This window comes from Haloactinospora alba (genome assembly GCF_006717075.1).
Classification (GTDB): Bacteria; Actinomycetota; Actinomycetes; order Streptosporangiales; family Streptosporangiaceae; genus Haloactinospora; species Haloactinospora alba.
Genome location: NZ_VFQC01000001.1, coordinates 1,698,799 through 1,721,828 on the forward strand (window position 1 = coordinate 1,698,799; position 23,030 = coordinate 1,721,828).

Below are 23,030 nucleotides of genomic sequence, written 5' to 3' on the forward strand. Positions count from 1 at the left end.
ACCGCGCCGACCTCCCGCTGTCACCCGGGTGTATTCGTTCGGTTGTCGGCCGTGCCGTCCCTCCACCGCGTCCACCACCCCGGTCCGGCGGGGATTGCTAATTTAGTGAGCGCTCATTAAATTAGGGGCATGCAAGAGAAATACGGAAGGAACAACGGAGAGGGCGACCCCCCTCGGCGCGGGCGCCCGCCCAACAGCGACGGCCGTGCGACCCGGGACCACCTGCTCGACGCGGCCCTACGACTGTTCGCCCGTCAGGGGTACGCCGCTACGACGGTCCGGCAGATCGCTACCGAGGTCGGTGTGCGTGACAGCGCGATCTACGCTCATTTCGCGGGGAAACAGGCGATGTATGACGCCCTGTTCGCTGAGGCGGGGCCGGTCTCACCCGAGCTGTTGGACCTCGACATCGACGCGCTGACCGAGGCCGGACCCAACCGCGCCGTCACGGAGCTTGTCGAGCGGGCCTTCACGGCATGGTCGACGTACCGAGCGTGTCTCTTCTTCGAACTCCTGGTGCAGCACAATGTCGGCTCTGCGGGAATCGACAACCTGCTCGCCGGTATCGAGACCACGCGTGACCGGCTCGCGGAACCGTTCCGTCAATGGCAGGAGGCGGGTCAGGTCCGTGCCGATCTGGAACCTCGCCAACTGGTCTGGGAACTGTTCGCTCCGATACAGGTACCCCGGGTTCTCCACCTACGCGGTGACGCGTCGGATTCCGATGTCGCCGCGGCGCGCAGCATGGTCGACGACCACCTGGACTTCTTCCTTACCACGGTTCTCACATCAGAAGGGAGCGAATGATGCTCTGTTCCACCGCCGTCGTCCATGAACTGCCCGACCGGCCGCCCGGATTCGTCCCGCCCGACTTGAGCCCCGACGGCCTACGGCTGATTCCGGCGGAACTGGAAAACGGTGTCTATGCCCTGATGGCCGACCGGGTTCCCAAAAACAACAACGGACTGGTCGTGGGGGAGGACGCCGCTCTCGTCATCGATTCTGGGATCACTCCCGAGATCGGCCACTATATTCAGGAGGTCGTCTCTCGCCTGACCGACAAACCCGTCCGCTACCTCGTCAACACCACGTATCATGGGGACCATTCTTTCGGGAACAGTTCCTTCGGTTCCGGGGTGACGGTTCTCTCCTCCCGTTACAACCACGCGGCGATGAACGATCTCACCGCTGAGAAACGGGCTCGGCAGGAGAGTATGCGCGGCGATACCACGGATCTGGACAGCGTTACCGGGTGGCGGCGTCCGGAGGTCGTGTTCGACCGGTACTGCGAGATCGACCTGGGCGGGAGAACCGTGCAACTGTGGCATCTGGGGCCGGGAAACGGGTCCGGGGATACCGTGGTCCATGTCCCGGACGCCGGGGTCGCCTGGACCGGGAACCTCACCCCTCCCGCCGGGATGCCTCCGATGATGCTCATCGGGGACCCGCCCTCGTACATGCGTACTCTCCGAGAGCTACGCACCACGCTGGACATTGACACGTTCGTACCGGGCCACGGCCCCCAGGGCCCCATTGATCCGGTGGTGAACAGCATGCTGGTTTACATGGAGAACATGACCGCCGAGGTCACACGCCGACGGTCGGCCGGCGAGACGTTAGAGGAGATGTACGGTTCGATTCCGATGCGCGGTATCGAACCGGTTCCCTCCGCACCGGAGAGCTATTCGAAACTGTTGACGTCCTTCCACGAACTGAACATTCTTCTGACCCACCGGTGGCTGGAAGGGGCGACAGAGCTGACAGTGTGACCGCTACCGTCACGTCCGTTCCCCGCTGCCGTGTGCCAGCGCTCGCATCCGGGTAACGGTGTTCCAGTTGCGAGTGGTAGCCGTCCCCGACACGTGTTTGTGGGCGAACGCCGGGAGCCGCGCGTTACGCACGCCTTCCGGCAGCGAGAAGTACACGTCGCGTTCGCCCACCCCCATCTCCTCCGGGGCGAAGGATGCGGTGTCCATACGGGCCAGTCGGTCCCGGTCCGGTTTCCGGGAGAGGAACATGACCAGGAACCTGGTCGGGTCCCCCACCTCGATCGGGCACTGTGCGATCAGAGTGTCCAACTGTTCGGCGGTGCGTACTACGGTTCCCACATTCATCCCGGAATCGTGGGCGAGACGGTGTTCGATCGCGGAAGCGACGGTCTCCTCCGGTTCCTCCGGCGCCACGAAGACGACGTTCCCGCTCTGCAGATATGTGCGGACGTTGTCGTAGCCGAGCCCAGCCAGAGAAGTACGCAGGTCGGCCATGGCGATACGTCGGTTTCTGCCGATATTCACTCCACGGAGCAATGCCACGTATACGGTCATGTGGTTTTCCTACCAATAGGATGTGACAGGAATCGGAAAGATTCCGGTCGAAGACCGGGTCGTGCTGACGAGTCCCTGATGCGGTCTCCGAAGGGAACGGGTATCGGTGCCACCGGTTTCGCACAGTCCAGCAACGGTGCGGGGACTGCAGGAGAGAGCGGCCAGGGCTCTGCCCGCGGAGCATGTCGAGGACCTCGACGGATGGTGGCTGCGCTACTCCGCGGGTTCGTCCTGGTGGGTGGGAACGGTGCTGCCGCATGGACATGATCCGGGGCGTGACGAACTGGTGTTCCTGGTCGCGGCTGCCGAGAGGTTCTACACGGATTACGGGATCAGCGGCCAGGTTCCAGACACTGGTTTGGCTCTCGTGGGCTGAGCTGTTGTGGGGACCAGCGTCACTGGTCCCCACAACAGGATTTCCCCTTACTTCCAATACCTGTGGTCTCCGGAGTGCGGGGGAACTGACTTGTGTGGGGCAGTGTTCCGCTTCGCGTCCGTCAGCCGCGGTCGGAGGGCAACGTGCGGAATCCGGTCAGGTCAACCGTCCACGCATCCACGATCTCCACGCCTTTTTCGGGAGGGATGGGCTCTCCGGTACCAGCGTCCGTGTGGAACACGGTGTACATCTGTCCCGCTTCGAGCGGGTGGAAGGCGCCTCCGTGGACCCTCCAACCACAGACGCGCTTCACGGGGATGGTGGTCCCGTTGGTCAGCGTATGGGAGACCTTGTCAGTGAACGAACGCAGTATCACGGCTGCGTCATTTCCACCAATGAGCGTTGTGGCGAGGTGGTCGAGCACTTCAGAGTGTTCGACCGCGTAACCGTCGTCGTGCTGGTGGAACTCGGTGCTCACTGGGTTCGTGGTTAGCACGGTCAGGATGTGGCGCCGTAATGGAGTGCCCTGGCTCAGGGCAGTGAGTAGGGTTTCGGTGCGCGAAGAGTGCATGGAATCGAGTATGCGCACAGCGACCGCGGGCACGAGGGAATCCACAAGCTGTTCAGTTTGCCGCGGAAGTTCACCCGTTCGGGTTTCGACACGACACATCAACGTTCGTTGTTTCTGAGGAAACGCGTAGCACTGGGAAGGAACATCGTGACCAGTGCTCCCAGCACGGCTGTTAGGTGCAGCGCACGTACCAAGAAGAACACGAGGGATTCCGCGTCCGATATTCCAAGGGCGGTGGCGAGTGGTTCACCTTGGACAAGTTGTGTGATCGGGCCGTAGATCAGTGTCGCTGTGCCGATACCGCCCAGCAGCACCGCGAGGACGACACGTGACCAGCCGCGCCCGTGAAGCAGCGCCACGACGATACAGCCGAATACCACCGTGACGAGCAGCCGGACACCGATGATGAGCGTGACGGGGAGTATGCCCATCCCACTGTTCGGGTCGCTGAGCTCTCCTGCGGCACCCAGCACCGTTTCGGCCATTCCCGCGGCAAGCGCCGTGCACCACAGCGCCACCGCAACCCGTATGGCCACCGGGGCGTTCTTCTCCGCAACCCGTGCAGCGGTCTTGGTGTGCTTATCCTGCGTCACGGTCGACCGAGTCCTCTCTGCCGGATCTCTCCGGCTGGGATACCGCGCCCACGATAGCTTCGCTTCCCACCGGCACAGATAGAGCGTCCCGGAGTACTCGTAATGGCCGACGACCCCGCCGAACTGTTGTCCACCGGTGCCACCGTCGTGATTGAGTGACCGCCGTCGTCGGCTGCTTTGCGGATCAGGACAGGTCCGGTGCCCGAAACCCTCCAGCAGTGGCAGAGAATCAGGCACCTGTGTGGGAACAGGCGGAGAATCCCGGACCGCGGGGATCACTGGCTGTCCGAACGGAGCGGGTTGTACGGAAGCGCCACGGCACCGGGTCCGCGGAACCGGTCGGGCCTGTCGGCCCGGGACAAGAGCCTTGCTCCCCGGACAGACGGATCCCAGCTTCGAGGGGAGATGGCTCATCCATGATGCTGCTGGTGTGCCCCATCAGCTTCGGACTGCCCGTAGCGCCCTACTTCAAACGCTGCCGTCGGGTGGAGGGGTTTCGTTGCACCCCGGGGTGACCGTCAGCCGGCCCCCTCTTCGCTCCTCTCGATTTAACTTCCGATAAGGCCCACTTATCGGAAGTGAAGATGCAGGGGGAGGTGTATGTGTTTCTGTTTTAAAACGTTATTTAATTACGTTTCCAACGCTATGAAACAAATGAAAGTGGGGACATACGGGGAGGTTCCAACGCCATGCCCCCAGGCGAGGGCAGGCCGAATGAAGCGGATGCGGCAACGCTGGGAAGGAACCGGGCTGGAGTGGGAGAAGAAGGAGACTCCCTAACAGCAGCACCCGGCCGTCGTCCCCACCGGAAGCTGGGACGCAGAGCTATGCGCCACCCGAAGCAGAACCGAGATTGTGTGTTGCCCGTAGAGCCACAGTTAACGAATTTCCCGTGTCCTCGTATGAGCCAGGAGCATGGGGACACACAAGAAAACTGACGACTTTTTTCCTGGTCACGGGGCTGGGTTCAGCCCCTCTGTCTGATGCTGCGTGTGTATACACAAGCCACCTGACCTGCAGAAACGAAGTAAGGTCCAGTACGTTGACGGGCGTCCGGCACCGACCGGGGTGAGTGGCCAGGTGCGGGGTAATGGCGCTGCCCGGCGCCGTTGGGGCCGGACGCTCTCCTTCGGCGAGATCGAACGAGGGTTGAGCGACAAGCACTATCCCGCACCGGACACGAGCGGTGGCCAGGGATTGCACGCGGAAGGCCCAAACGGGGGTTCCCGCGGCGACGGGTGGGTGCTATTTTCATCGCATTACGCAAAAAATTGCGTAAACTTTTTCATCCGGAGCGATGGGTCCGGTCATACGTTCCCGGCTCATCCCACGCTAGGGAGAAGCGATGAAACACCGTACGATCCTGTGGCCCGTTTCGGGACTGTTAGCAGCGACTGTGCTCGCGGCAACACCCCTTGCCTACGGAACCTCCTCCACCGACACTCCCCCCACCGCCTCCAGTGTCAGTTCCCCCTCCACCGCCCCCACCGAAGGCGCCGTTATGGCGCACATGTTCCAGTGGCCCTGGGACTCGGTGGCTCGGGAATGCACCGATTTCCTCGGCCCGAATGGCTACGACGGAGTCCAGGTATCACCTCCCCAAGAGCACGTTGTCCTCCAGGGTGAGGGCTTTCCGTGGTGGCAGGATTACCAGCCGGTCAGCTACCAGTTGGACAGCCGCCGCGGCGACCGTTCTGATTTCTCCGAGATGGTTGCCACCTGCAACGAGGCCGGTGTGGACATCTACGTGGATGCCGTCCTCAACCACATGACCGGAAGCGGGTCCGTCGAGAGCGGCCCGGGAAGCGCCGGATCGGAATTCGAGAAGTACAGTTACCCCGGCATATACGAGAACTCCGACTTCAGTGAGTGCCGTGCGGACATCTCCAACTGGGACGACCCTGACGAGATACGCAATTGCGAACTGTTGTCACTGGCTGATCTGAGGACCGGAGAGGAGGGCGTTCGCAGCACCCTCACCGGTTACCTCAACGACCTTATCGACCTGGGAGTTGCCGGGTTCCGAATAGACGCGGCCAAACACGTTCCTCCGCAGGACCTGGAAGCTATCGTCTCCCGACTGGATGGCGATCCCTACGTCTTCCAGGAGGTGATCGAGGACAGCGCGATCAGCCCAGCGGAGTACACCGGAACCGGAGAGGCCACCGACTTCGCCTACAGTGAAGAGCTCTCCGGAACCGTACGCGACGGCTCTCTCGCACAACTCAAAGGAATCAACGGTACAGAGGCTCTCAACAGCGACCAGGCGACTGTGTTCGTTGACAACCACGACACTCAGCGCAATGATCCCACTCTGACCTATAAGGACGGAGATCCTTACAACGTCGCCACGGCCTTCATGCTCGCCCATCCCTATGGCACGCCCAAGGTGATGTCGAGTTTCGATTTCGAGGATCCGGAATCAGGACCGCCAGCTGCATCGAACGGTATGACGTCACCCGCCAACTGCGAGGATGAGGACTGGGTGTGTGAACATCGTCAGCAACCGGTGGCCGGAATGGTGGAGTTCCGTTCCGTTGCCGCGGGCTCAGGGGTAACCGACTGGTGGGACAACGGCAACGATCAAGTGGCTTTCGGCCGCGGTGAGAACGGGTTCGCCGTGTTCAACCGCGGAGCTGACCTCTCCCGCACTTTCCAGACGTCGCTTCCGGAGGGAACGTACTGTGACGTGGCCAGTGGCTCCGTTGTCGACGGTCGCTGCACCGGAGAAACCTACGAGATAGATACTGGCGGTGTACTCAGTGCGAGCGTCGCCTCCGACAGTGTGCTGGGGCTGCACGTCGGAACACGACTGTAGAACCTAACCATTTCCATTTCGGCGTGGTACTTCCGCAATAAGCAGTTCCTCGTGTCCGTGTTTTCGCTGACGTCCCAACGAGAACACGGACACGAGGACGCGACCCGTTGCAGCGGTCACCTGCTCGATGGCTCAACTACTGTCCTCGCGCGTGACATTTGTCTGCTCGGGCCGCTCCCTGATCGGGGCGCTTGGCCATCCGCCCCGATGCGACGGTCGCCCCTGGTTCTCACGGCCGTCCCTGCTTCCAGAGGAGTAACCTTACGGTGCGCACCCGCGGACGGCCGGGAAACGGAGGATCCCATGCGTGCAGGAAGACCTCTCAGCAAGGTAGATTTCTGATTTTTCCACACAGCTCATTCCATGGGTGTACCCGTATCTCGGGTACGCTTGCGAAGAGGTGGATACAGAAAACATCTCACGGCTTTTTGCCTGGTCACAGAGGTATCGGCAAAGTCGTTGCCTCTGGAGGGCTGGATGCTCGGTAACCTTTTGACCTGCAAAAACATGGTTCCTGGTTGGGCGTGATGTCAGAAGGGCCGGGACGAACGTGCCGCCCCTGGGGTTGTTGCTCTGCGGCTCCTGACCGAGTCCCTCCAGGATCGAGCGTTCGTGCCTCACGCATCCCCTCGTTCTACGGAGTCCGGAGATGCCGTCGACAACTTGTGACGGTTCGGGGACCGGTCGGTGATCACAGTAATTTCGCCGTAACCCTGTGGCAGCGAAGGTGAGGGCCGGTCCCGAAATGTTCCTGTTCGCACCGGAGCGGACTCCGACGGACGCTGCCGCCCGCGTCAGCCGAGGTATCCATTGCTCGCCCTGCGCCTACTCCAGTCGGCATGAGTGCACGTCAACACCCTGCTACTGCAAAACGTCCTCGACGATCCCGGGGAGCGGGCCCCAGCTCGGCTCCCACGAACGCCGAGCGCTGCGCCCATTGCTCTGGTCCAACATCACCCCGCGGACTTCACTTCCGTCTGGACACGAGCAAACGTCCCGACCTCTCGAGTCCGTCTCGCCAAGAGACCTTCCTGCGGGGGCAGGCGGGCTACTCGAAGGCCGACATGAGATGAGCCAGAAGCTGTGCTGGTGCGTCTTCCTGCAGGACGTGGCCAGCACCTTCGATCCAGTGCAGCTCGGCGTGCGGGATCCGGTCGTGCAGCCACCGCGCGTAATGGGGTGGGAGGATGCGATCCTCGGTGCCCCAGATCAGGCGCGTCGGGATAGTGATCTCGCCGAGCAGTTGCTCGTACTCCTCCGTATGCTCCTGCTTGATCTGACTGTACTGGCGGTAGAAGGCGGCCTGTCCGGTTTCGCCGCGCCAGGGGGTGAGGAGCGCGTCGAGGATCGCTGGTCGGTAGCCGAGATTCGTGGCGTGGCGCATGTGGCTGGCGACCAGTTCCTGGTGGGCGTACCCCGGAAGCTGATGGAACACCTCGGGGTGCTCCAGGATGAGCTGGAAGAGGCCGCGTTCCCACTCGCCACCGCTCACGGCGTCGAACAGAGTGAGGTCTCGGAAGCTCGCCCCTTCCAGCAGCATGCTCCGCAGCGTGACCGCGCCGCCGATGTCATGAGCCACGACGCTGGGGTGAGACAGTTCCCAGTGGTCGAGGAGTCGGGCGAAGTTCCGGGCGTGCGCGGCCAGGCTGAGGTCTTGTCCCTCCCGTTGCTCGGACTGGCCGAAGCCGAGCAGGTCGAATACGTAGACCCGTCGTATGCGGGCGAGTGCCGGAACGAGCTCGCGCCAGAGGAAGGATGAGTACGGCGTTCCGTGCACGAGTACGAGCGGCTCACCGCTTCCCCGGGCCATCCACCGGATTGTCCCGCCTGGTGTTTCGAACGCGTTGTCCAGTGACCAGGTCATCGTGGTTCTCCTGTTGTTGGTCGTCGTACAGCGCGGGGATCGATCCCTCTTCCGGCTTCGCGTACGAACTCGCGTAGTCGGTGCATCGCCCGCCTTCACAGGTCTGTGAAATTGCTTGTCCGACCATAGATACACAGTTCTGTGAAGTCAACTGGGGGATAATGAGCACCGACACCGGACCGGAGCAGCCGCTGACGCCAGGCGCCCAGCGGATCGCCGACCTCGTCGAGGTGTTCGCCGTCTCCCGCACCGCACCCTGCAACGGCACTCGGCTTCTGCCGCAGCTCAGTGACCAGCGGTTTCTCTCTGCTTTGCTGCGCAGGACAGTTTCAGGAGCACGGGACCGTTAACGGGGAGAAGCTCGGCGTTGGGGATCATCCTCCAACATGGAACGGTCCCAGGAGGCGTTGTCGGCAGCGGCTTCGTAGGTACTTTGCAGGAACTCCAGAAGAGTACGCTCCGGGTCGGGCGAGGTGCGTACGTCCTCGTACGGAAGTAGGAACTCGCCGGCGGCCGCGTTGTAGTGGGCAGCTTCCGGGCGAACAGGGTGCTCTGCGAAACCGGGGGGTTCCGGGTAGGCGTAACAGTAGAACGCTCCCTCCTGTCCACCTCCCGGCCAGAATCCGCAGCTGCTGAGCTCATGAGAGTATCCCTCGACCATCACCCAGTTCCCACAGTTGGGAGCGCCTCCCGGATGTGTCGGTGCGGTTCGTCCAGAGAAACGGGTGACCGCGAGGTCCATAGCTCCCCAGAAGAAGTGAACCGGACTGACCTTTCCGATGAAACGGGAGCGAAACGTACTCAGGACGCGGTGCGCCGCTGTGAGCTGGTACCAGAAACGTCGCGCATGGTCCGGGTCGTACGAGGCGTGTTCCGTGTCCTGCTCGAAGGGGACGGCATATTCGACCTCCCGCGGCGACGTCATTATGGGGACATCGATCTCGAGTGAACGGAGCGTTGACATGACCTCGCTGTAGAAATCGGATACCGACCTCTCCTCCAACCTGACTTTCCGCTCCTCCCCGTTGGTGGAACGTGTCAACAGTTGGTGGTTGCAGAAGTCGAACTCCATGTCGAAAAGATGGCTGTTGTACGGTATCGCCGATGTTGCGAGTCCGCGCGCGGAAACGTACAGCGGAACCTGCCACCAGTGGTTAACCATGGGTGACTGGGCCAACCTTATTTTCCCGACGATTTGCATCCACATGTGCAAGGTTTCGCGTGTCGCGGTCCACTCGTCCACAGGAAGGGACGGCCATCCCGCGTTGGGCCCTGTCGGTGCTGCACCACCCATTTTCTCACCCCCGGGAAACTGGTGTCCTGACCGTGCTGCAGGGGAGCGGGCGCAAACCGTTCGCCCCCGATGTCTGATGCTAGTCTGGTTCTTTTCCCGAGGTCATCCGTATGAACGGCGGGTCGCACTGTAGGGAGAGGATCTTGCGATCTCCGGTGCAGACAGGACGTGCGGATGAAAAGGAAAGCGGAAAGCAGAGGTTCCTGTATTCATTCCTGGTGTTCTTCCTTGCGAGTCGACCCGCTGGAGGGAAAGCGGGTGGGTGCGTTCGCCGTTGCTGCTCGGTTCTGGAGTTTCTCCCCGGCCAGGCTGGCATAGGGGGAAACGCCGCTCCTCATGGCCGGGAACCGTACGCGGAGAGGCCGGCCCCGTGTACGGAGCAGCTTCCTCTCCGTCCGGGAGGACTGGCGTCGTACCACGCCTGCGGTGGTCCTTCCCTCCGGGAAACCGGCCACTTCCTGCCAGGTTGACACGAGGAGCGGATGGAACTAGGAAATAGAAGCGTGTCGCGTGGTGCCGATGAAGCGAAGGTCGGTGCCATGGAGGCACTGCTTTTCTGGGAGATTATTTCTTGCGAGAAAATTCCGTATCGAACGCCGACGTTCGTAACGGCGAGGTAGCTGACTTCAATCAGCGGGTGATATCCGAATTCCGCGCGAACAGTGGGGAGGCCGGAGGGCCATTATCCGGAACGGACCTTCTGCTACTCACCACTGTGGGTGCTGTGTCAGCCGAGGAGCACACCGTTCCTCTCGGCTACGTTTCCGACAACCAGGGGGTGGTGGTCGTCGCCTCTTCCGGCGGTTCCGACCACCACCCCGACTGGTACCGCAATCTCCTGGCCCATCCCATGGTGACCGTGGAGACAGGTACCGAAGAGTACGCCGCTGTCGCTGTTCCCGCTGTCGGAGAGGAACGCGACCGGCTGTTCCGGTACGTGGTACAGCACCAGCCGGGATACGCCGAGTATCAGAGCCGTACCAGCAGAACTATTCCTGTGGTGCGGTTGGAACGTTCTTTCGGTGACGACAGCAGCTCGTCCGCCACGGTCGCGGACAAGCTGGTGGAAGTGCACACCTGGCTGCGGGGTCAGCTGGACCGTGTCCGTGTGGAGGCCGAAGCCTACTTCACGCGACGCTCGGAACCGGGAGAGGCGGAGTCCGCTCCTGTTTCCGGGGTGGAAATACAGATCCGGCAGCACTGTCTGGCGTTCTGCGAGGCCCTCCACTCCCACCACTCGGGCGAGGATTCGCGCATGATTCCCGACCTGAGACGTATGCACCCTCACCTGGGGGAAACGCTGGACCGGTTGCAGGAGGAGCACCGTTCGGTGGCGCACATCCAACGGGAGTTGGAACGTTTGCTCGCCGACATCACCACAGTTGCTCCGGAAACGTTCCGTGCCGAGCTGGGGCGGATGGACACGGAGCTGAGAGCTCACCTGCGCTACGAGGAGACCTCGCTCCTGCCGGCGCTGGCGGAGATTCCCCTTCCGTCCGGGCCGGTCGCAGGCGGGGGAGAGGCTCCCTGAACACCGCGACCGCGGGGGTGGTGCTGGGAGCTGCGCTCCACCCCCGCCTCGGCATCGGAGCCGCCCGCGTCCCGGTGTTAGCCGTGCTCGGTGTGCGGGTGTGCTGGCTACGTGCTCAGTTGAAGGCTTCGCTGTTGTCGTGGACCCACTGTTGGAACGTCCGCGCGGGAGAGCCGGTAACGGTTTGCACGGTGGAGAGCGCTCCGGGGGACTCGAGGGCACACACGCCCGGCACCATCAGCCCCTGAGCCGTGTGGTCAGGGGCTTCGTCGGCGATACGCCGGAGCTCTTGCGGGGAATGGTATTCGTCGAACCGAAGCTCACGCCCCACCGCTGTAGCGATCGCTTGGGTTTTCTCCCGTGGTGTCAGGGATTGTGGTCCGGTCAGGGGATAGGTCTGGGTGTGGTGTCCCTCCTCGCTCAGCGCCCGGGCCGCGACCGCCGCGATGTCGCTCGGATGGACCGCCGGAGACGGTAGTCCGCTGAACGGAACACGTACCGTTCCTTCGCCACGGATGGTTGGTGCCCACGCCAGCGTGTTGGAGGCGAACTCCCAGGGTCGTAGCAGAGTCCAGGCGAGACCGCTGTCCTGGGCTTCCTGCTCGTTTTTCCGTGCGGATCGACCGATGAACGATTCCGGGTGTGTTTGCGCAAGCAGGGAGGACACCAGAACGACGTGTCGCACTCCGAGGTGGCGTGCTGTTTCCAGGACGGGAGCGGTCCCGCCCACCGCTTGCGGGATCAGGAAAATCCGGTCGGCGCCGTCCAAGGAACGTTTCAGTGTTTCGGTATGCTGCGGGTCTCCTTCGATGACTTCCACGCCGGAGGGGACCTGTGCTCGGTTGGCGTCCCGGGTGAGGGCGCGGAGCGGAACGCCTGATGCGTTGAGCTGCCGCACGAGGGCGGCGCCGATGTTTCCTGTTGCTCCTGTCACGACGATCACTGGTTGTCTCCTTCTCATTGTTGGGGCGGTGCCGCGGCGTCGGTTTCGGCGGCACGGCTGCGGAGCATGGCGAACGTGACGAGTGCGCTGGCGACGGCGGCCGCGGCGATGGTGGCGCGCATACCGGCAGGAGTGTGTCCGAACGTCGCCCAGATGAGGGTGGCCAGAGCGGGGCCGAGTCCGATTCCGAGTTGACGGGCGGTGTTGATGGATCCCGTTGCCGTGCCGAGTAGGGAGGCGGGGGCGTTGAACAGCCCGATGCCGCTTCCCACGAGAAGCAGACGCCAGGCCAGGTCCGGAGTTTCCCACTCCGGGTCCAGTGGTGCGAGGAGAGCCGGGCCGAGGGTCAGGAGGGACGTGCCGGTGACCGCGACGCGTCTGGTTCCCCACCGGTCGGCGAGTACACCACCGACCGGGCCGAGGAGGCCCATGGCGAGTGTTGCGGCGAGAAGGGTCAGCCCGACTGTCTGCGCCGTGGCGTTCAGCTCCTGTCTGAGGTAGTAGGGAACCAGGAACTGGACCAGCAGCAGGGATGCGGACGTTGCTGTCACTGCTGTGTAGGACGCCCCGATACCGGGGATGGCGAGCAGGTCCAGGACGGGGCGGCTTGTCTCACTGCGCTTCCATACCCACAACAGCGGAACCGCGACGGCTGCCAGCGACAACCACTGTGGTCCCACCTCGGCAGCGCGGGAGAGGGCGAGCATGATGACCGCCGCGGAGCCGCCGAGAAGCGCTGTTTCCACCACCCAGTGGCGGTCGGGAGAACGGAGGGGAACCCGGGTCAGGGCTATCGCGCTGACCATCAGACACACGGGAACGTTCACGTAGAAGATCCAGGGCCAGCCCAGTGTGTCGACCAGTAGCCCGCCCAATGGTGGGCCCGCCACACCTCCCAGCGCGCCGAGCGTCGCGATGACACTCATCGCCCGGCCGCGGACGGTGGCAGGGACCGTGGTGGTGACCAGGGGTGCGGCCAGCGCGAACAGGACGGAGCCGAACGCGCCCTGCACGCATCTGGCCGCTATGAGCCAACCGATCCCGGGGGCGAGTCCGGCTCCCACGCTCGCGGCGGCGAACGCGACACCCGAGGCCGTCATCGGAAGGCGTTTCCCGACCCGGTCCAGCCATCTCCCGACAGGGATCCCCAGTGCGATCAGCGGCAGCACGTATCCCAGGACCACCCATTCGGCCGTGCTGGTGGTGGTGTGCAGTTCGTCCTCGATGTGTGGCAGCGCCACGGTGACGATGCTGGCGTCCAGAGCCGCCATGAAGACCGCTGAGCCGACCCCTGCCACCAGTACCCAGGGGCTGTGGTGTTTCGTTGACGCCCCGCCCACAAGAAACGACTCACTCATGACTGTCACTATAGATGACAATATTTGGTGAGTACTATATGGGGTATGAACGAAACCACCGATGGTGCGGGAGTGGAGCTCGCTGACCACGCCAGTTTTCTGCTGTCCCAGCTCGGAGCGCATGCAGCCCAACGTTTCGCCGAACGCCTCCAGCCGCTGGGCCTGGATCCCAAACAGTTCGGCGTGCTGACCCAGCTGGCGAAAAGCGACGGCCAGTCCCAACAACAGCTGGCCGATGCCATGAGGCTGCACCGCAACGTGATGGTCGGCCTCATCGACGAACTGGAAGGCGGTGGCTTCGTTCAACGGCGTCGCCATCCCAGTGACCGGCGTGCCCACGCCGTTCATCTCACCGAGACCGCATGGGAACTGTTACCGCCTGCCCGGGAGGCCCTCGACGCCCTCGACACCGAACTCATCGGGGGGCTCGCTGTTGAGGAACAGCGTCATCTCACGAGGCTGTTGCGGAACCTTACCGATGCCGCGGGACTGGCTCCCGGGGTGCATCCCAACCTGCCGTGACCCTGCGTGTAGCAGCTCGCCGGTTCCTGCTGCCGCCTTCCCGGGAACAGAGCACAGAGTTCAGCGTGATCCAGCGAGGAATCCCGGGCGTGAACGCCCCGGGAGGAATCGGAGTGCTCGGTACGGTCGGTCCGCCCGGTCGTGACCAGTATCGGGCAGGGAGCGTCGAGGCCGTCGCACGCAGCGACGGCCTCACCGGTGCTGTTCTCGCGTGCGGTTCGGTCCCGGGACGACGGGTATCGGAACCGAACCGGCCGCACCTCGCTCCGGCCAGCCGTCCGCACGGTGATCGCCCTCGACCCGCCAGCGGGTTCCGGCCCGTCGTGTTCCCAGGCTGGTGGCGGGAACACGACGGGCCGGTAACACCGATTCCTGTTACGCCCCGATACGGGCCTCGCGGACCGTCCCGGAAGGAGCTCCTCCCTCTGCCGGATGACGCGTCCGGGAGGCGGATGCCGGAGCGTGTCACGGATGCATGACAACCTTGGTGTAGCCGTCCGTATGGCGGTCGAACTTGTCGTAGGCCATCGGCGCCTGGTCCAACGAAACCTCGTGTGACACCACGAACGACGGCGTGGCGCGCCCTGCCGTGATCATGTCGCGCAGTTGCCGGTTGTAACGTTTGACGTTGCACTGGCCGGTTCCCATGCGCAGCCCCTTCTCGAACATCGCGCCGATGTCGAACAGCAGCCGCCCCTCTCGCGCCTGCTCATCGGGGCCTCCCGGGTCAGAGGGCAGGTACAGCCCGGGAACTCCCAGATCACCCGTCGCACGCACCGTCCGGATCAGAGCGTTGAGGACGGCGGCTGGTTCCTCCTCGTCCGGCCGCTGGAACCCGTGTGCCTGGTATCCGACAGCGTCGATCCCCTTGTCGGTGCCACCGCCGTTGTGGTCGTGGATCTGTTCGGCGGGATCACCGGTGGTGAAATCGATCGGAACGGCGCCGATCTGTTCGGCCAGACGCAGCCGGTCGGCCACCTTGTCGACGACGAACACGCGCGATGCTCCGCGCAGGAAGGCCGCATACGCCGACATCAGGCCGACAGGGCCCGCACCGTACACCGCGACCGTGTCGCCGGGAGACACCCCGGCGAGCTCGCATCCGTGGTAGCCGGTGGGAAAGATGTCGGCCAACATCGCGTAGTCGGTCTCGTTCTCCGTACCCTCGGGCAGGATCAGGCAGTTGAAGTCGGCGAACGGTACCCGTAGGTGTTGGGCCTGCCCTCCGGTGTAAGGTCCCATGGCAACGTAGCCGTAAGCGCCGCCGGCGAACCCGGGGTTCACGGTCAGGCAGAACGCGGTGAGTCCCTCCTCGCAGTTCCTGCAGAATCCGCAGGCGACGTTGAACGGCAACACCACCCGCTGGCCGACGCGGATCCCCGACACGGCCGATCCGGTCTCCTCGACGATACCGAGGTTCTCGTGACCGAACACGATTCCTGATCGCGCCGCCGTTCTCCCCTCGTACATGTGCAGGTCGGAACCACATATACATGCCGAGGTCACCCGTATGATCGCGTCGTTGGGGTGCTCGATCCGCGGATCCGGCACCTCCTCCACCGCCACGTCAAAGGGCCCCTGGTAAACCACCGCTTTCACGATGCACCTCCTCACGTGACACCGCGTATAGGGTTCCCCTACCCGCATACGCTTTCCGCACCACATGCACCCGGCGGACAACAAGGCGCCACTCCCACAACCCCGGAAACAGGTTGGGACGGCGACCGCCCGTTGACCTCGAGTGTGGTTGAGGGGGCAGGGTCTGGTGCTGCCCCTACCAACCGACGCTGGACGGGAGAGGCCAAGGTGGCTGCGACGCTCCGGAAAGAGCCACACCGTTGGTCCGCCCGCGAAACGGCCGCAGCGGTCGTCCAGGGGGAGGTGAGCGCGGCCACCGTTGTCGATGCCTGCCTGGAACGGATCCAACGACACGACGGGGAGCTGGGAGCGATCGTCTCACTCGATGCCGAGGGGGCGCGGTCGGCTGCTGCGAGGGCCGACCGGGCGCTGGCGCGGGGAGAGCGTGCCGGACCGTTGCACGGTGTTCCCATGACGCTCAAGGACGGTCATGACATCGCCGGTATACGCACCACGGCAGGAAGCGAACTCCTTGACCGTGTTCCCGACGAGGACGGGACAGTGGCCGCGCGCCTTCGGGCGGCGGGCGCGATCCTTGTCGGTCACAGCAACGTTCCGCCCTGGCTCGCCGACTATCACAGCGCGAACACGATATTCGGGCGCACGGCGAACCCGTGGGACCTGACACGCACCCCCGGCGGATCGAGCGGTGGGGCCGCCGCGGCACTGGCCGCCCGCATGGTCCCACTCGAGGTCGGGTCCGATCTTGCGGGCTCGGCTCCCTGCCTCGTTCTGTGGCGTGTACGGCATGAAAACGACTGAGCACCGGGTGCCCCTCACCGGTTTCATGCGCGAACCTGAGGGCGTTCCCCGGACGGTTCGTGTCGCCTTCCACCATCGGCCCGCTCAGTCGCGACCTCGACGATCTCCGGCTCGCCCTGGAGGTGGTCTCCGGTCCGGACGGCCGCGACGGCGACGTGGCGCCCGTTCCGCTGGACACCCCGCCAGAGCGGCCGTTGTCGGAGCTGCGTCTGGCGGTCGCCCCGACGGTGCCCGGAGCCGACGTCACCGATGACGTCCGGGAACGCATCACGCGGATCGCCGACAGCGCCGAGGGAAGCGGAGTACGGGTGGACAGAACCCTGCCGAACGTGGACTGGGAGGCGCAGCAGGCACTCTTCGCGGACCTGTTCACCGCCCTCACGGGTGTCGCCGACCCTGCGGCCTCTCTACGAGACGAGTAACGCACGCTCCTGTGGTACTTCGAGACTCTCCAACACCGCGACGCGTTCATCCGTGCCTGGGAGGCGTTCTTCGCCGACACCGACGCCCTTGTCCTGCCTGCCGCCTCCACGGCGTTCCCGCACCGTGGGAACCGTCCCACGGCTGAAAGCGCAACGTCGGCGACACTCCTCGGCTATCCGGAACGCGAGCGTCTCCTGGGGTTCCTCAACCTCACGGGACTTCCGGGGCTGGCCGTTCCCGCGGGGCACAGTGAGGCAGACGGTCTTCCCATCGGTGTCCAGATCATCGGGCCCAAGTGGTCAGAACCGCGACTCATCGAGATCACCCGCCAGCTCGAACGCGCCAAGGTCCTGCCCGGGCTCCCGACCCCGCCCTCCGGCTACCGGTGACGTTGGCCATGCTCGGCGACCGGGGTTCCTGTCCGGGACGGGCGGGAAACGGCACCTCCGGCCCCTCGGGGTCGGTGGCTGGCCACGTTGGTACGGCACGCGCCACTTCCCGGAAAGATGCTCCGGAAACGGCGCTGCCAGAGGCGCCGCAGTCGGACCGTCGCAACTACGGTTCCGCGGTTGTCCGGTCCACCGGGAGCGCGGAGTTCTCGGCGAGGGCGTGGTGGAGCCGGCGGACGCCCTCCTCCAGTTGCGCGGTGCCAGAGGCGCTCGCGTAGCTCAGCCTCAGGTGCGGGGCGGGTGCCTCGGCTGTGAAGTAGGGACCGCCTGCGGTGACCGCGGCGCCGTGGCGCAGCGCGGTCGCGGCGATGGCGTGTTCGTCGGTGCCGTCGGGCAGTCGTAGCCACATGTGGTACCCGCCGCGTTGCGGCTGCTGTGGAATGAGGGAGGGAAGTGCGCTGATCAGCGCAGTGTGCAGGGCGGTACGGCGGTCGCGCAGGGTGTCGGACAGCTCCCGGAGGTGCCTGGCCCAGGCGGGAGAGCCGACCAGTTCGAGGGTGGTCTCCTGCAACGGACGTGAGACGAATAAGCTGTCGACCACCTGGATGGCGCGAAGTCGCTCAGAGACCGGGCCACGGGCGGTCAGAGCCCCGACACGCAGGCTGGGGGAGGTGGCCTTGGTCAGTGAGCGCACGTGGACGACGACCCCGTCCGGGTCGTCCGCGGCGAGCGGGGGCGGCAGGGGCGGGGAGTCGGCATGCACCAGGCGGCGGGCGAAGTCGTCCTCGACGACGAACGCGCCCGACGCTCGGGCGATGTCGAGCACAGCGGTGCGCCGCTGTGGGGACAGGACAGCACCGGTGGGGTTGTGGAACAGGGGCTGGCAGACGACCGCGCGGGCCCGGGTGGCAGCGAACGCCTCGGCCAGGAGGTCGGTACGCACGCCTTCGGCATCGACCGGCACTGGTACGGGCCGCAGCCCGGCGGCGCGGGCTACGGCGAGCATGCCGGGATAGGTGGGGGATTCGACCAGGATGGGGGATCCGGGAGGGGTCAGGGCGCGGAGGGCCGTGGTGAGCGCCCCCTGGCCCCCGGCGGTGATCAGGACGTCCGAGGCGTCGAGCGAACCGGATGGTCCGCCGATGTCGCGGGCGAACCAGTCCCGCAGTTCGGCCAGGCCCTCAACCGGGGGGCGGGACCAGGCACCGGGCCTACGTCCGGCCCGCGCGAGAGCTGTGGCCAGAGCCCGTTCCGGTTGGAGCGTCGTGTGCGGGTAACCGCCGTTGAGGTCGATGACCTCGGACGGTGGGGCGGCGAGGGTGGCCAGGACCCCGGTGGCGTCCGTGCCGCGGGGCCCCGTGTCGATAGCGGCGGGTGGGGGATCCGCGCTCAGGGTCACCTCCTGCCAGGAGACGTCGCCGAGAGCGCCCCTGCTGCGGCGGGTGGTGGCCTTGAACACGCCGGCTCCGGTCTGGGAGGTGACGAGTCCTTCGGCGGTGAGGGTGGCGATCGCCCGCGAGACCGTCACCGGGCTGACCTGGTGCTGCGTCACCAGCTCCCTGTTCGACGGGAGCTTTTCTCCTTCTGAGTAGCGGTCCAGTTCTTTTCGCAGGGTCTTTGCCAGTCGGGACACGCTGTTATCGTTTTTCATGACAGTACAAGATAACGCTACTCAACCTTCGACGATAGCGGTCCGCAGCGGTACCGTTCTGGCCGCGCTCGGCGTGGTCTCCTTCTCGTTCAGTTTCCCCGCCACCGTGTGGGCGCTGGACGGTTTCGGCCCGTGGACGGCGACCGGTGTGCGAGGTTTGCTGGCGGGTCTGCTCGCCGGGGCCTGTCTGTTCGGTGCCCGGGTTCCAGTGCCCGAACGGCGGCACTGGCCAGGCTTGCTCACGGTGGCCGCCGGTTGCGGTGTCGGGTTCCCGCTGTTGACCACGCTGGCCCTGCAAACGTCCAGCACCGCGCACTCGGCCGTCGTCATCGGTATGCTGCCGTTGGCCACCGCGGCCATCTCGTCCGCCCTTACCGGCCGTCGCCCCTCGCGGGGGTTCTGGACGGCCGCCGGAACCGGCTCCCTCACCGTGGTCGCCTTCACTCTGCAGCAGAACCATGGTCTGCCTACCCTCGGCGACGTGTACCTCTTCGGCGCGCTGTTGATGTGCGCCGCCGGGTACGCCCAGGGCGGCCGGCTCGCTTCCCACATGCCCGGCTGGCAGGTCATCGCCTGGGGTGTGGTCGCGGCTCTTCCGGTATCCGTACTGGTAGCGGCCCTGGCCCTGCCCGCGGAGCCGGTGCAGCTGACCACCAAGGCTGTCACCGGCATGGCCTACGTCGCGGCCGTGTCCCAGTTCGGTGCCTTCGTGGTGTGGTACCGCGGCATGGCCATCATCGGGGTTCCCAAGGCGAGCCAGCTCCAGCTCGCCCAGCCCCTGCTCACCCTCGTCTGGTCGGTCCTGCTCATGGGCGAGGAACTCTCCCCCCTCGCTCCTGTCGCAGCCCTGGCCGTCCTCGGTTGCATCGTGGCCGCCCAGCGAGCGCGCAGCTGACCCATTCCGTCTGCCCCACACCAGCCGTACGGGTGTGGGGCAGACGTATCTTCGTGTGCACCACAGGTGTCGCTGGGAACCGATCATGTTCCGAGTGCGCGGAAGAATGAGGCCAGGAATCGTCCTGGTCCGCTCGTAGCGTCCTCTCCATGGAGATCGAAACCACATCCACACCCGTGTTCCGCTACGCAGCCGTCACGTTCGACTGTCCGGATCCGGCCGAGCTGGCTCGCTTCTACGGTGACGCCCTCGGTCTTCCCGCCGCCTACTCCAGTGACCACTTCGTCCTGCTCGCCCAGGAGAACGCGGCCGGGCTGGGGTTCAACCGCCAGGAGAACTACCGGCGCCCGACCTGGCCCGACCCCACCCAGGGAAAACAGGCCCACATCGAACTGGGCGTGGACGACCTGGACACCGCGCAAACCCATCTGGTGGGGCGGGGCGCAACCGTGCCCCACCAGCAGCCCGACCCCGACCGGTGGAGAGTCCTGCTGGACCCGGCCGGCCATCCGTTCTGCATCTCCACCCTGGTCTGAGCGGAGGTCTAGAGACTCCCGCGACGTGTGGGCAAGCTTCCGCGCGCGTGAGTACGGTTCCGGTTCCTCACCTGGTGAGTCTGCGTCCCAGATGATGCAGCCGACGCGTGACCTCACTGGGGGCGTCGATGGTGAACTCGGCGCCGAGAGCGGCGATCACGGCAACGTACTGGGTCACCAGCTCCGGCGAGTCGGCACTCAGCCGGACGGTGGAGCACTCGGGGCCGTGGTCGTCGACCTCTCCGGGGATGGGACCGAAGACACCGGCGCGTACGGCGTCAGCGGACAGTCCGACAGTCATACGCGCCGTGTAGAGGTAGGAGGCGTTCGCGAACGAGCGGGTGAGGTAACTGGCCGCGTCCGGGGCGGGCAGTTCACGTGGTGGGTTGCGATGGTGGGTGCGGACGGGGGCGCGGATCCGGTCCACCCGGAAGGTACGCCAGTCGTCACGGCTCGGGTCGTAGCCGAGCAGGTACCAGAGGGCGTGAACGGTGACCAGGCTGTGCGGCTCGACCCGACGGGTGGTCTCCTGACCACGGCGGTCGCGGTAGTCGAAGGAAACGTTCTCCCGGTCACGGCTGCATGCGGCCAGCGTGGCCAGCACGGCGGGGTCCACCGGCGGTGTGTCGTGTTTTCTCGGCACGGCGGTGGTGGCGGCGGTGAGGGCGGACAGCCGGGAACGCAGGCGGTTCGGGAGCATCTGTTCGATCTTGGCGAGTGCCCGCACGGAGCTCTCCTCGATGCCAGAGAGGGTGTCACCCGTGGCGCCCACCAACCCGACGATGACGGCGACCGCCTCGTCGTCGGTCAACAGCAGAGGCGGCAGGTTCGTCCCGGGGGTCAACCGGTACCCGCCGGTGGCCCCGGTCAGACCGACCACCGGATAGTCGAGTGCGCGCAACCGGTCGACATCGCGGCGCACCGTTCGCTCTGTCACACCGAGCCGTTCCGCGAGCTCGTTTCCGGACCATACGCGCCGACTCTGCAGCAGGGACAACAGCCGCAGCATCCGTTCGGGTGTGTCCCTGCGTGTTGGATCTGCGCCCATGAGTTCCACGGTGACACACCTTCCGGACAGGCAATGTCCGGAAGGGTTCCTAGCCTTCCGGCATGGTTGACACGACACGAGACATGCTCACCGCCTCGGAAACACTGTCCCGTCACGTCCGCGGCCGTGTGAGAACACCGGGCCCGGACGGTGGCGACACGGCCGGGAACGGGTTCCAGCTGCTCGCCCCCCACCGCCCCACGACGGTCGTCGAGGCAGCCGGTCCTGGGGACGTGGGTGCCGCCGTCGGGTTCGCGGCCGACCACGGCTGCCGCGTAGCGGTGCAGGCGACCGGCCACGGCCGGGGTACCGCCATGCGGGGCGGCGTACTGATCGACACGCACCGCCTGTGCGGAGTCCGGGTGGATCCGCACAGGCGCAGCGCGTGGGTCGAGGCCGGCACACGTTGGCAGCACGTCATCGATGCCGCTGCTCCCTACGGGTTGGCGCCGCTGTCCGGAAGCTTCCCCGGCGTTGGCGCAGTGTCCTACACGTTGGGTGGAGGGGTGGGGTTGTTGGCTCGCCGGTACGGGTTCGCCGCGGACCATGTGACCCGCCTTGAGGTCGTGACCGCTACGGGGAGGTCCCTTCGGGTGAGCGCGCACGAGGAACCGGACCTGTTCTGGGCGTTGCGCGGCGGCGGGGGGAGCTTCGGCATCGTCACCGGTATGGAGATCTCCCTGGTGCCGGTGGAGCGCATCTACGGTGGCGCCCTGTTCTTCGACGTCGACCGGACGCCCGGCGTGCTGGACGGCTGGTGTGAGTGGACGAGCACGGTTCCCGAGGAGATGACCTCCGCGGCCACGGTACTGCCGTTCCCGGACCTGCCCACGGTTCCGGAGCCGTTGCGTGGCCGGCACGTGGCGCAGCTACAGGTGAGCTACGTCGGCTCCACGGAGTCAGGGAAACGACTCGTGGAGCCGCTGCGCGGACTCGGCCCGGTCCTGCGCGACACGTTGCGGGAACTTCCCTACTCCGAGTCGGCGACCGTGTTCGACGAGCCCGACCAGCCACACGCCTACCGGGGGGAGAACATACTGCTCGACGGGCCCGACCGGCAGGAGCTGTCCACGTTGCTGCAGCGGACCGGCCCCTCGGCCCCTGCCATGTGCGTGGTCGGGATCCGACACCTCGGCGGTGCGCTCGGCCGGACACCATGGGTGCCCAACGCTGTCGGCCACCGGAACGCCGCCTACTCCCTGGGCGTCCTGTCTCCGGTGGAGTCGGGGAACGAGGACAGCGTCCGCGGGATCCACCGGAGACTCCTCGCGCTGTTCGCCCCCCGCACACTCGGGCGTTCACTCAACTTCACCTTCGGTGGACTCGGCGCTGACCAGGTGCGCTCGGCGTTCGCTCCTGCTGACTACCAGCGGCTCCGCCGGATCAGGGCCGGTGTTGACCCGACCGGACTGTTCCACGTTGCCCATCCGATCCCGCCGCAGGAAAGCGGGTAGGGCCCTCCCGGGTTCGGGCCTGTCCGATGGGCGCTTGTGT

General features: G+C 65.3%; 23 protein-coding genes. 13 read left to right on the forward strand and 10 right to left on the reverse strand.

The features are described from left to right. Positions 1-129: 129 nt before the first annotated feature. On the forward strand, positions 130-807 hold the full coding sequence (locus tag FHX37_RS07680) for a TetR/AcrR family transcriptional regulator (RefSeq protein WP_141923139.1): 678 nt from the start codon (positions 130-132) through the stop codon (positions 805-807). Continuing rightward, the gene (locus tag FHX37_RS07685) at positions 807-1,769 is read left to right on the forward strand and encodes an MBL fold metallo-hydrolase (RefSeq protein WP_141923141.1); all 963 of its coding nucleotides are present in this window, start codon (positions 807-809) and stop codon (positions 1,767-1,769) included. The genes FHX37_RS07680 and FHX37_RS07685 overlap by 1 nt, the downstream gene beginning before the upstream one ends. 9 nt (positions 1,770-1,778) lie before the next feature. On the opposite strand, the gene FHX37_RS07690 is transcribed toward FHX37_RS07685, so the two are convergent. Next, a complete protein-coding gene (locus FHX37_RS07690) occupies positions 1,779-2,324 on the reverse strand; it encodes a DUF1697 domain-containing protein (protein WP_141923143.1) in 546 nt (181 codons plus the stop codon). 136 nt (positions 2,325-2,460) lie between these two features. On the opposite strand from FHX37_RS07690, the gene FHX37_RS23190 reads away from it, so the two are divergent. After that, complete coding sequence (locus FHX37_RS23190) at positions 2,461-2,700, forward strand: hypothetical protein (RefSeq protein WP_211351770.1); 240 nt, start codon at positions 2,461-2,463, stop codon at positions 2,698-2,700. Between the two features lie 121 nt (positions 2,701-2,821). On the opposite strand, the gene FHX37_RS07700 is transcribed toward FHX37_RS23190, so the two are convergent. Both FHX37_RS07700 and FHX37_RS07705 read right to left on the reverse strand, forming a co-directional pair. Further along, positions 2,822-3,178, reverse strand: a complete 357-nt coding sequence (locus FHX37_RS07700) for a hypothetical protein (protein ID WP_141923145.1) — start codon at positions 3,176-3,178, stop codon at positions 2,822-2,824. 191 nt (positions 3,179-3,369) lie between these two features. Next, positions 3,370-3,864: a hypothetical protein gene (locus tag FHX37_RS07705; protein ID WP_141923147.1), complete on the reverse strand. Its 495-nt coding sequence runs from the start codon at positions 3,862-3,864 to the stop codon at positions 3,370-3,372. A gap of 1,345 nt (positions 3,865-5,209) precedes the next feature. Here FHX37_RS07705 and FHX37_RS07710 point away from each other — a divergent pair. Beyond that, a complete protein-coding gene (locus FHX37_RS07710; protein ID WP_141923149.1) occupies positions 5,210-6,682 on the forward strand; it encodes an alpha-amylase in 1,473 nt (490 codons plus the stop codon). Between the two features lie 1,048 nt (positions 6,683-7,730). Here FHX37_RS07710 and FHX37_RS07715 read toward each other — a convergent pair. Next, positions 7,731-8,546, reverse strand: coding sequence for an alpha/beta fold hydrolase (locus FHX37_RS07715; RefSeq protein ID WP_141923151.1), 816 nt, complete (start codon positions 8,544-8,546; stop codon positions 7,731-7,733). 161 nt (positions 8,547-8,707) lie between these two features. Between FHX37_RS07715 and FHX37_RS07720 the strand changes: the two genes are divergently transcribed. Beyond that, a complete protein-coding gene (locus FHX37_RS07720; protein WP_141923153.1) occupies positions 8,708-8,896 on the forward strand; it encodes a hypothetical protein in 189 nt (62 codons plus the stop codon). On the opposite strand, the gene FHX37_RS07725 is transcribed toward FHX37_RS07720, so the two are convergent. After that, positions 8,893-9,840, reverse strand: coding sequence for a DUF5996 family protein (locus FHX37_RS07725; protein WP_141923155.1), 948 nt, complete (start codon positions 9,838-9,840; stop codon positions 8,893-8,895). The genes FHX37_RS07720 and FHX37_RS07725 overlap by 4 nt on opposite strands. A 637-nt stretch (positions 9,841-10,477) precedes the next feature. Here FHX37_RS07725 and FHX37_RS07730 point away from each other — a divergent pair. Next, positions 10,478-11,371: a nitroreductase/quinone reductase family protein gene (locus FHX37_RS07730; RefSeq protein WP_246062178.1), complete on the forward strand. Its 894-nt coding sequence runs from the start codon at positions 10,478-10,480 to the stop codon at positions 11,369-11,371. A gap of 115 nt (positions 11,372-11,486) precedes the next feature. Here the strand turns inward: FHX37_RS07730 and FHX37_RS07735 are convergent, their stop codons facing one another. Together FHX37_RS07735 and FHX37_RS07740 are read right to left on the reverse strand one after the other, a co-directional pair. Further along, positions 11,487-12,314 (reverse strand): SDR family oxidoreductase, encoded by an 828-nt coding sequence (locus tag FHX37_RS07735; protein ID WP_211351771.1) that lies wholly within the window; start codon positions 12,312-12,314, stop codon positions 11,487-11,489. A 14-nt stretch (positions 12,315-12,328) separates the two neighbouring features. Next, the gene (locus tag FHX37_RS07740; protein WP_170181523.1) at positions 12,329-13,672 is read right to left on the reverse strand and encodes an MFS transporter; all 1,344 of its coding nucleotides are present in this window, start codon (positions 13,670-13,672) and stop codon (positions 12,329-12,331) included. 45 nt (positions 13,673-13,717) lie between these two features. Here FHX37_RS07740 and FHX37_RS07745 point away from each other — a divergent pair, with 45 nt between their 5' ends. Continuing rightward, on the forward strand, positions 13,718-14,194 hold the full coding sequence (locus FHX37_RS07745; RefSeq protein WP_141923164.1) for a MarR family winged helix-turn-helix transcriptional regulator: 477 nt from the start codon (positions 13,718-13,720) through the stop codon (positions 14,192-14,194). A 465-nt stretch (positions 14,195-14,659) separates the two neighbouring features. Here FHX37_RS07745 and FHX37_RS07750 read toward each other — a convergent pair whose 3' ends face one another. Beyond that, a complete protein-coding gene (locus tag FHX37_RS07750) occupies positions 14,660-15,793 on the reverse strand; it encodes a glutathione-independent formaldehyde dehydrogenase (protein WP_141923166.1) in 1,134 nt (377 codons plus the stop codon). A 207-nt stretch (positions 15,794-16,000) separates the two neighbouring features. Between FHX37_RS07750 and FHX37_RS23830 the strand changes: the two genes are divergently transcribed. From FHX37_RS23830 to FHX37_RS24060, 3 genes are read left to right on the forward strand one after another with little or no spacing between them, the layout of a single operon-like run. Further along, entirely contained in the window at positions 16,001-16,594 is a 594-nt protein-coding gene (locus FHX37_RS23830) for an amidase family protein (RefSeq protein ID WP_170181524.1), read from the forward strand. Positions 16,595-16,629: 35 nt separating this feature from the next. Then, complete coding sequence (locus tag FHX37_RS23835) at positions 16,630-17,016, forward strand: amidase family protein (protein ID WP_281288312.1); 387 nt, start codon at positions 16,630-16,632, stop codon at positions 17,014-17,016. Positions 17,017-17,025: 9 nt separating this feature from the next. After that, complete coding sequence (locus FHX37_RS24060; protein ID WP_141925098.1) at positions 17,026-17,406, forward strand: amidase family protein; 381 nt, start codon at positions 17,026-17,028, stop codon at positions 17,404-17,406. Between the two features lie 166 nt (positions 17,407-17,572). Here the strand turns inward: FHX37_RS24060 and FHX37_RS07775 are convergent, their stop codons facing one another. After that, the gene (locus tag FHX37_RS07775) at positions 17,573-19,057 is read right to left on the reverse strand and encodes an aminotransferase-like domain-containing protein (RefSeq protein ID WP_141923174.1); all 1,485 of its coding nucleotides are present in this window, start codon (positions 19,055-19,057) and stop codon (positions 17,573-17,575) included. Between FHX37_RS07775 and FHX37_RS07780 the strand changes: the two genes are divergently transcribed. After that, positions 19,056-19,952: a DMT family transporter gene (locus FHX37_RS07780; protein ID WP_141923176.1), complete on the forward strand. Its 897-nt coding sequence runs from the start codon at positions 19,056-19,058 to the stop codon at positions 19,950-19,952. The genes FHX37_RS07775 and FHX37_RS07780 overlap by 2 nt on opposite strands. 149 nt (positions 19,953-20,101) lie before the next feature. Further along, positions 20,102-20,488: a VOC family protein gene (locus FHX37_RS07785; protein WP_141923178.1), complete on the forward strand. Its 387-nt coding sequence runs from the start codon at positions 20,102-20,104 to the stop codon at positions 20,486-20,488. A 67-nt stretch (positions 20,489-20,555) separates the two neighbouring features. Here FHX37_RS07785 and FHX37_RS07790 read toward each other — a convergent pair whose 3' ends face one another. Then, positions 20,556-21,536, reverse strand: coding sequence for a helix-turn-helix transcriptional regulator (locus tag FHX37_RS07790; RefSeq protein ID WP_141923180.1), 981 nt, complete (start codon positions 21,534-21,536; stop codon positions 20,556-20,558). 62 nt (positions 21,537-21,598) lie between these two features. On the opposite strand from FHX37_RS07790, the gene FHX37_RS07795 reads away from it, so the two are divergent. Then, complete coding sequence (locus FHX37_RS07795) at positions 21,599-22,990, forward strand: FAD-binding oxidoreductase (RefSeq protein ID WP_141923182.1); 1,392 nt, start codon at positions 21,599-21,601, stop codon at positions 22,988-22,990. Positions 22,991-23,030: the final 40 nt, after the last annotated feature.

Coding starts and splice junctions, on each gene's coding strand:
- FHX37_RS07680 (WP_141923139.1), top strand. CDS start 130: ATGCAAGAGAAATACGGAAGGAACAACGGAGAGGGCGACCCCCCTCGG.
- FHX37_RS07685 (WP_141923141.1), top strand. CDS start 807: ATGCTCTGTTCCACCGCCGTCGTCCATGAACTGCCCGACCGGCCGCCC.
- FHX37_RS07690 (WP_141923143.1), bottom strand. CDS start 2,324: ATGACCGTATACGTGGCATTGCTCCGTGGAGTGAATATCGGCAGAAAC.
- FHX37_RS07710 (WP_141923149.1), top strand. CDS start 5,210: ATGAAACACCGTACGATCCTGTGGCCCGTTTCGGGACTGTTAGCAGCG.
- FHX37_RS07715 (WP_141923151.1), bottom strand. CDS start 8,546: ATGACCTGGTCACTGGACAACGCGTTCGAAACACCAGGCGGGACAATC.
- FHX37_RS07720 (WP_141923153.1), top strand. CDS start 8,708: ATGAGCACCGACACCGGACCGGAGCAGCCGCTGACGCCAGGCGCCCAG.
- FHX37_RS07725 (WP_141923155.1), bottom strand. CDS start 9,840: ATGGGTGGTGCAGCACCGACAGGGCCCAACGCGGGATGGCCGTCCCTT.
- FHX37_RS07740 (WP_170181523.1), bottom strand. CDS start 13,672: ATGAGTGAGTCGTTTCTTGTGGGCGGGGCGTCAACGAAACACCACAGC.
- FHX37_RS07745 (WP_141923164.1), top strand. CDS start 13,718: ATGAACGAAACCACCGATGGTGCGGGAGTGGAGCTCGCTGACCACGCC.
- FHX37_RS07780 (WP_141923176.1), top strand. CDS start 19,056: ATGACAGTACAAGATAACGCTACTCAACCTTCGACGATAGCGGTCCGC.
- FHX37_RS07775 (WP_141923174.1), bottom strand. CDS start 19,057: ATGAAAAACGATAACAGCGTGTCCCGACTGGCAAAGACCCTGCGAAAA.
- FHX37_RS07785 (WP_141923178.1), top strand. CDS start 20,102: ATGGAGATCGAAACCACATCCACACCCGTGTTCCGCTACGCAGCCGTC.
- FHX37_RS07790 (WP_141923180.1), bottom strand. CDS start 21,536: ATGGGCGCAGATCCAACACGCAGGGACACACCCGAACGGATGCTGCGG.
- FHX37_RS07795 (WP_141923182.1), top strand. CDS start 21,599: ATGGTTGACACGACACGAGACATGCTCACCGCCTCGGAAACACTGTCC.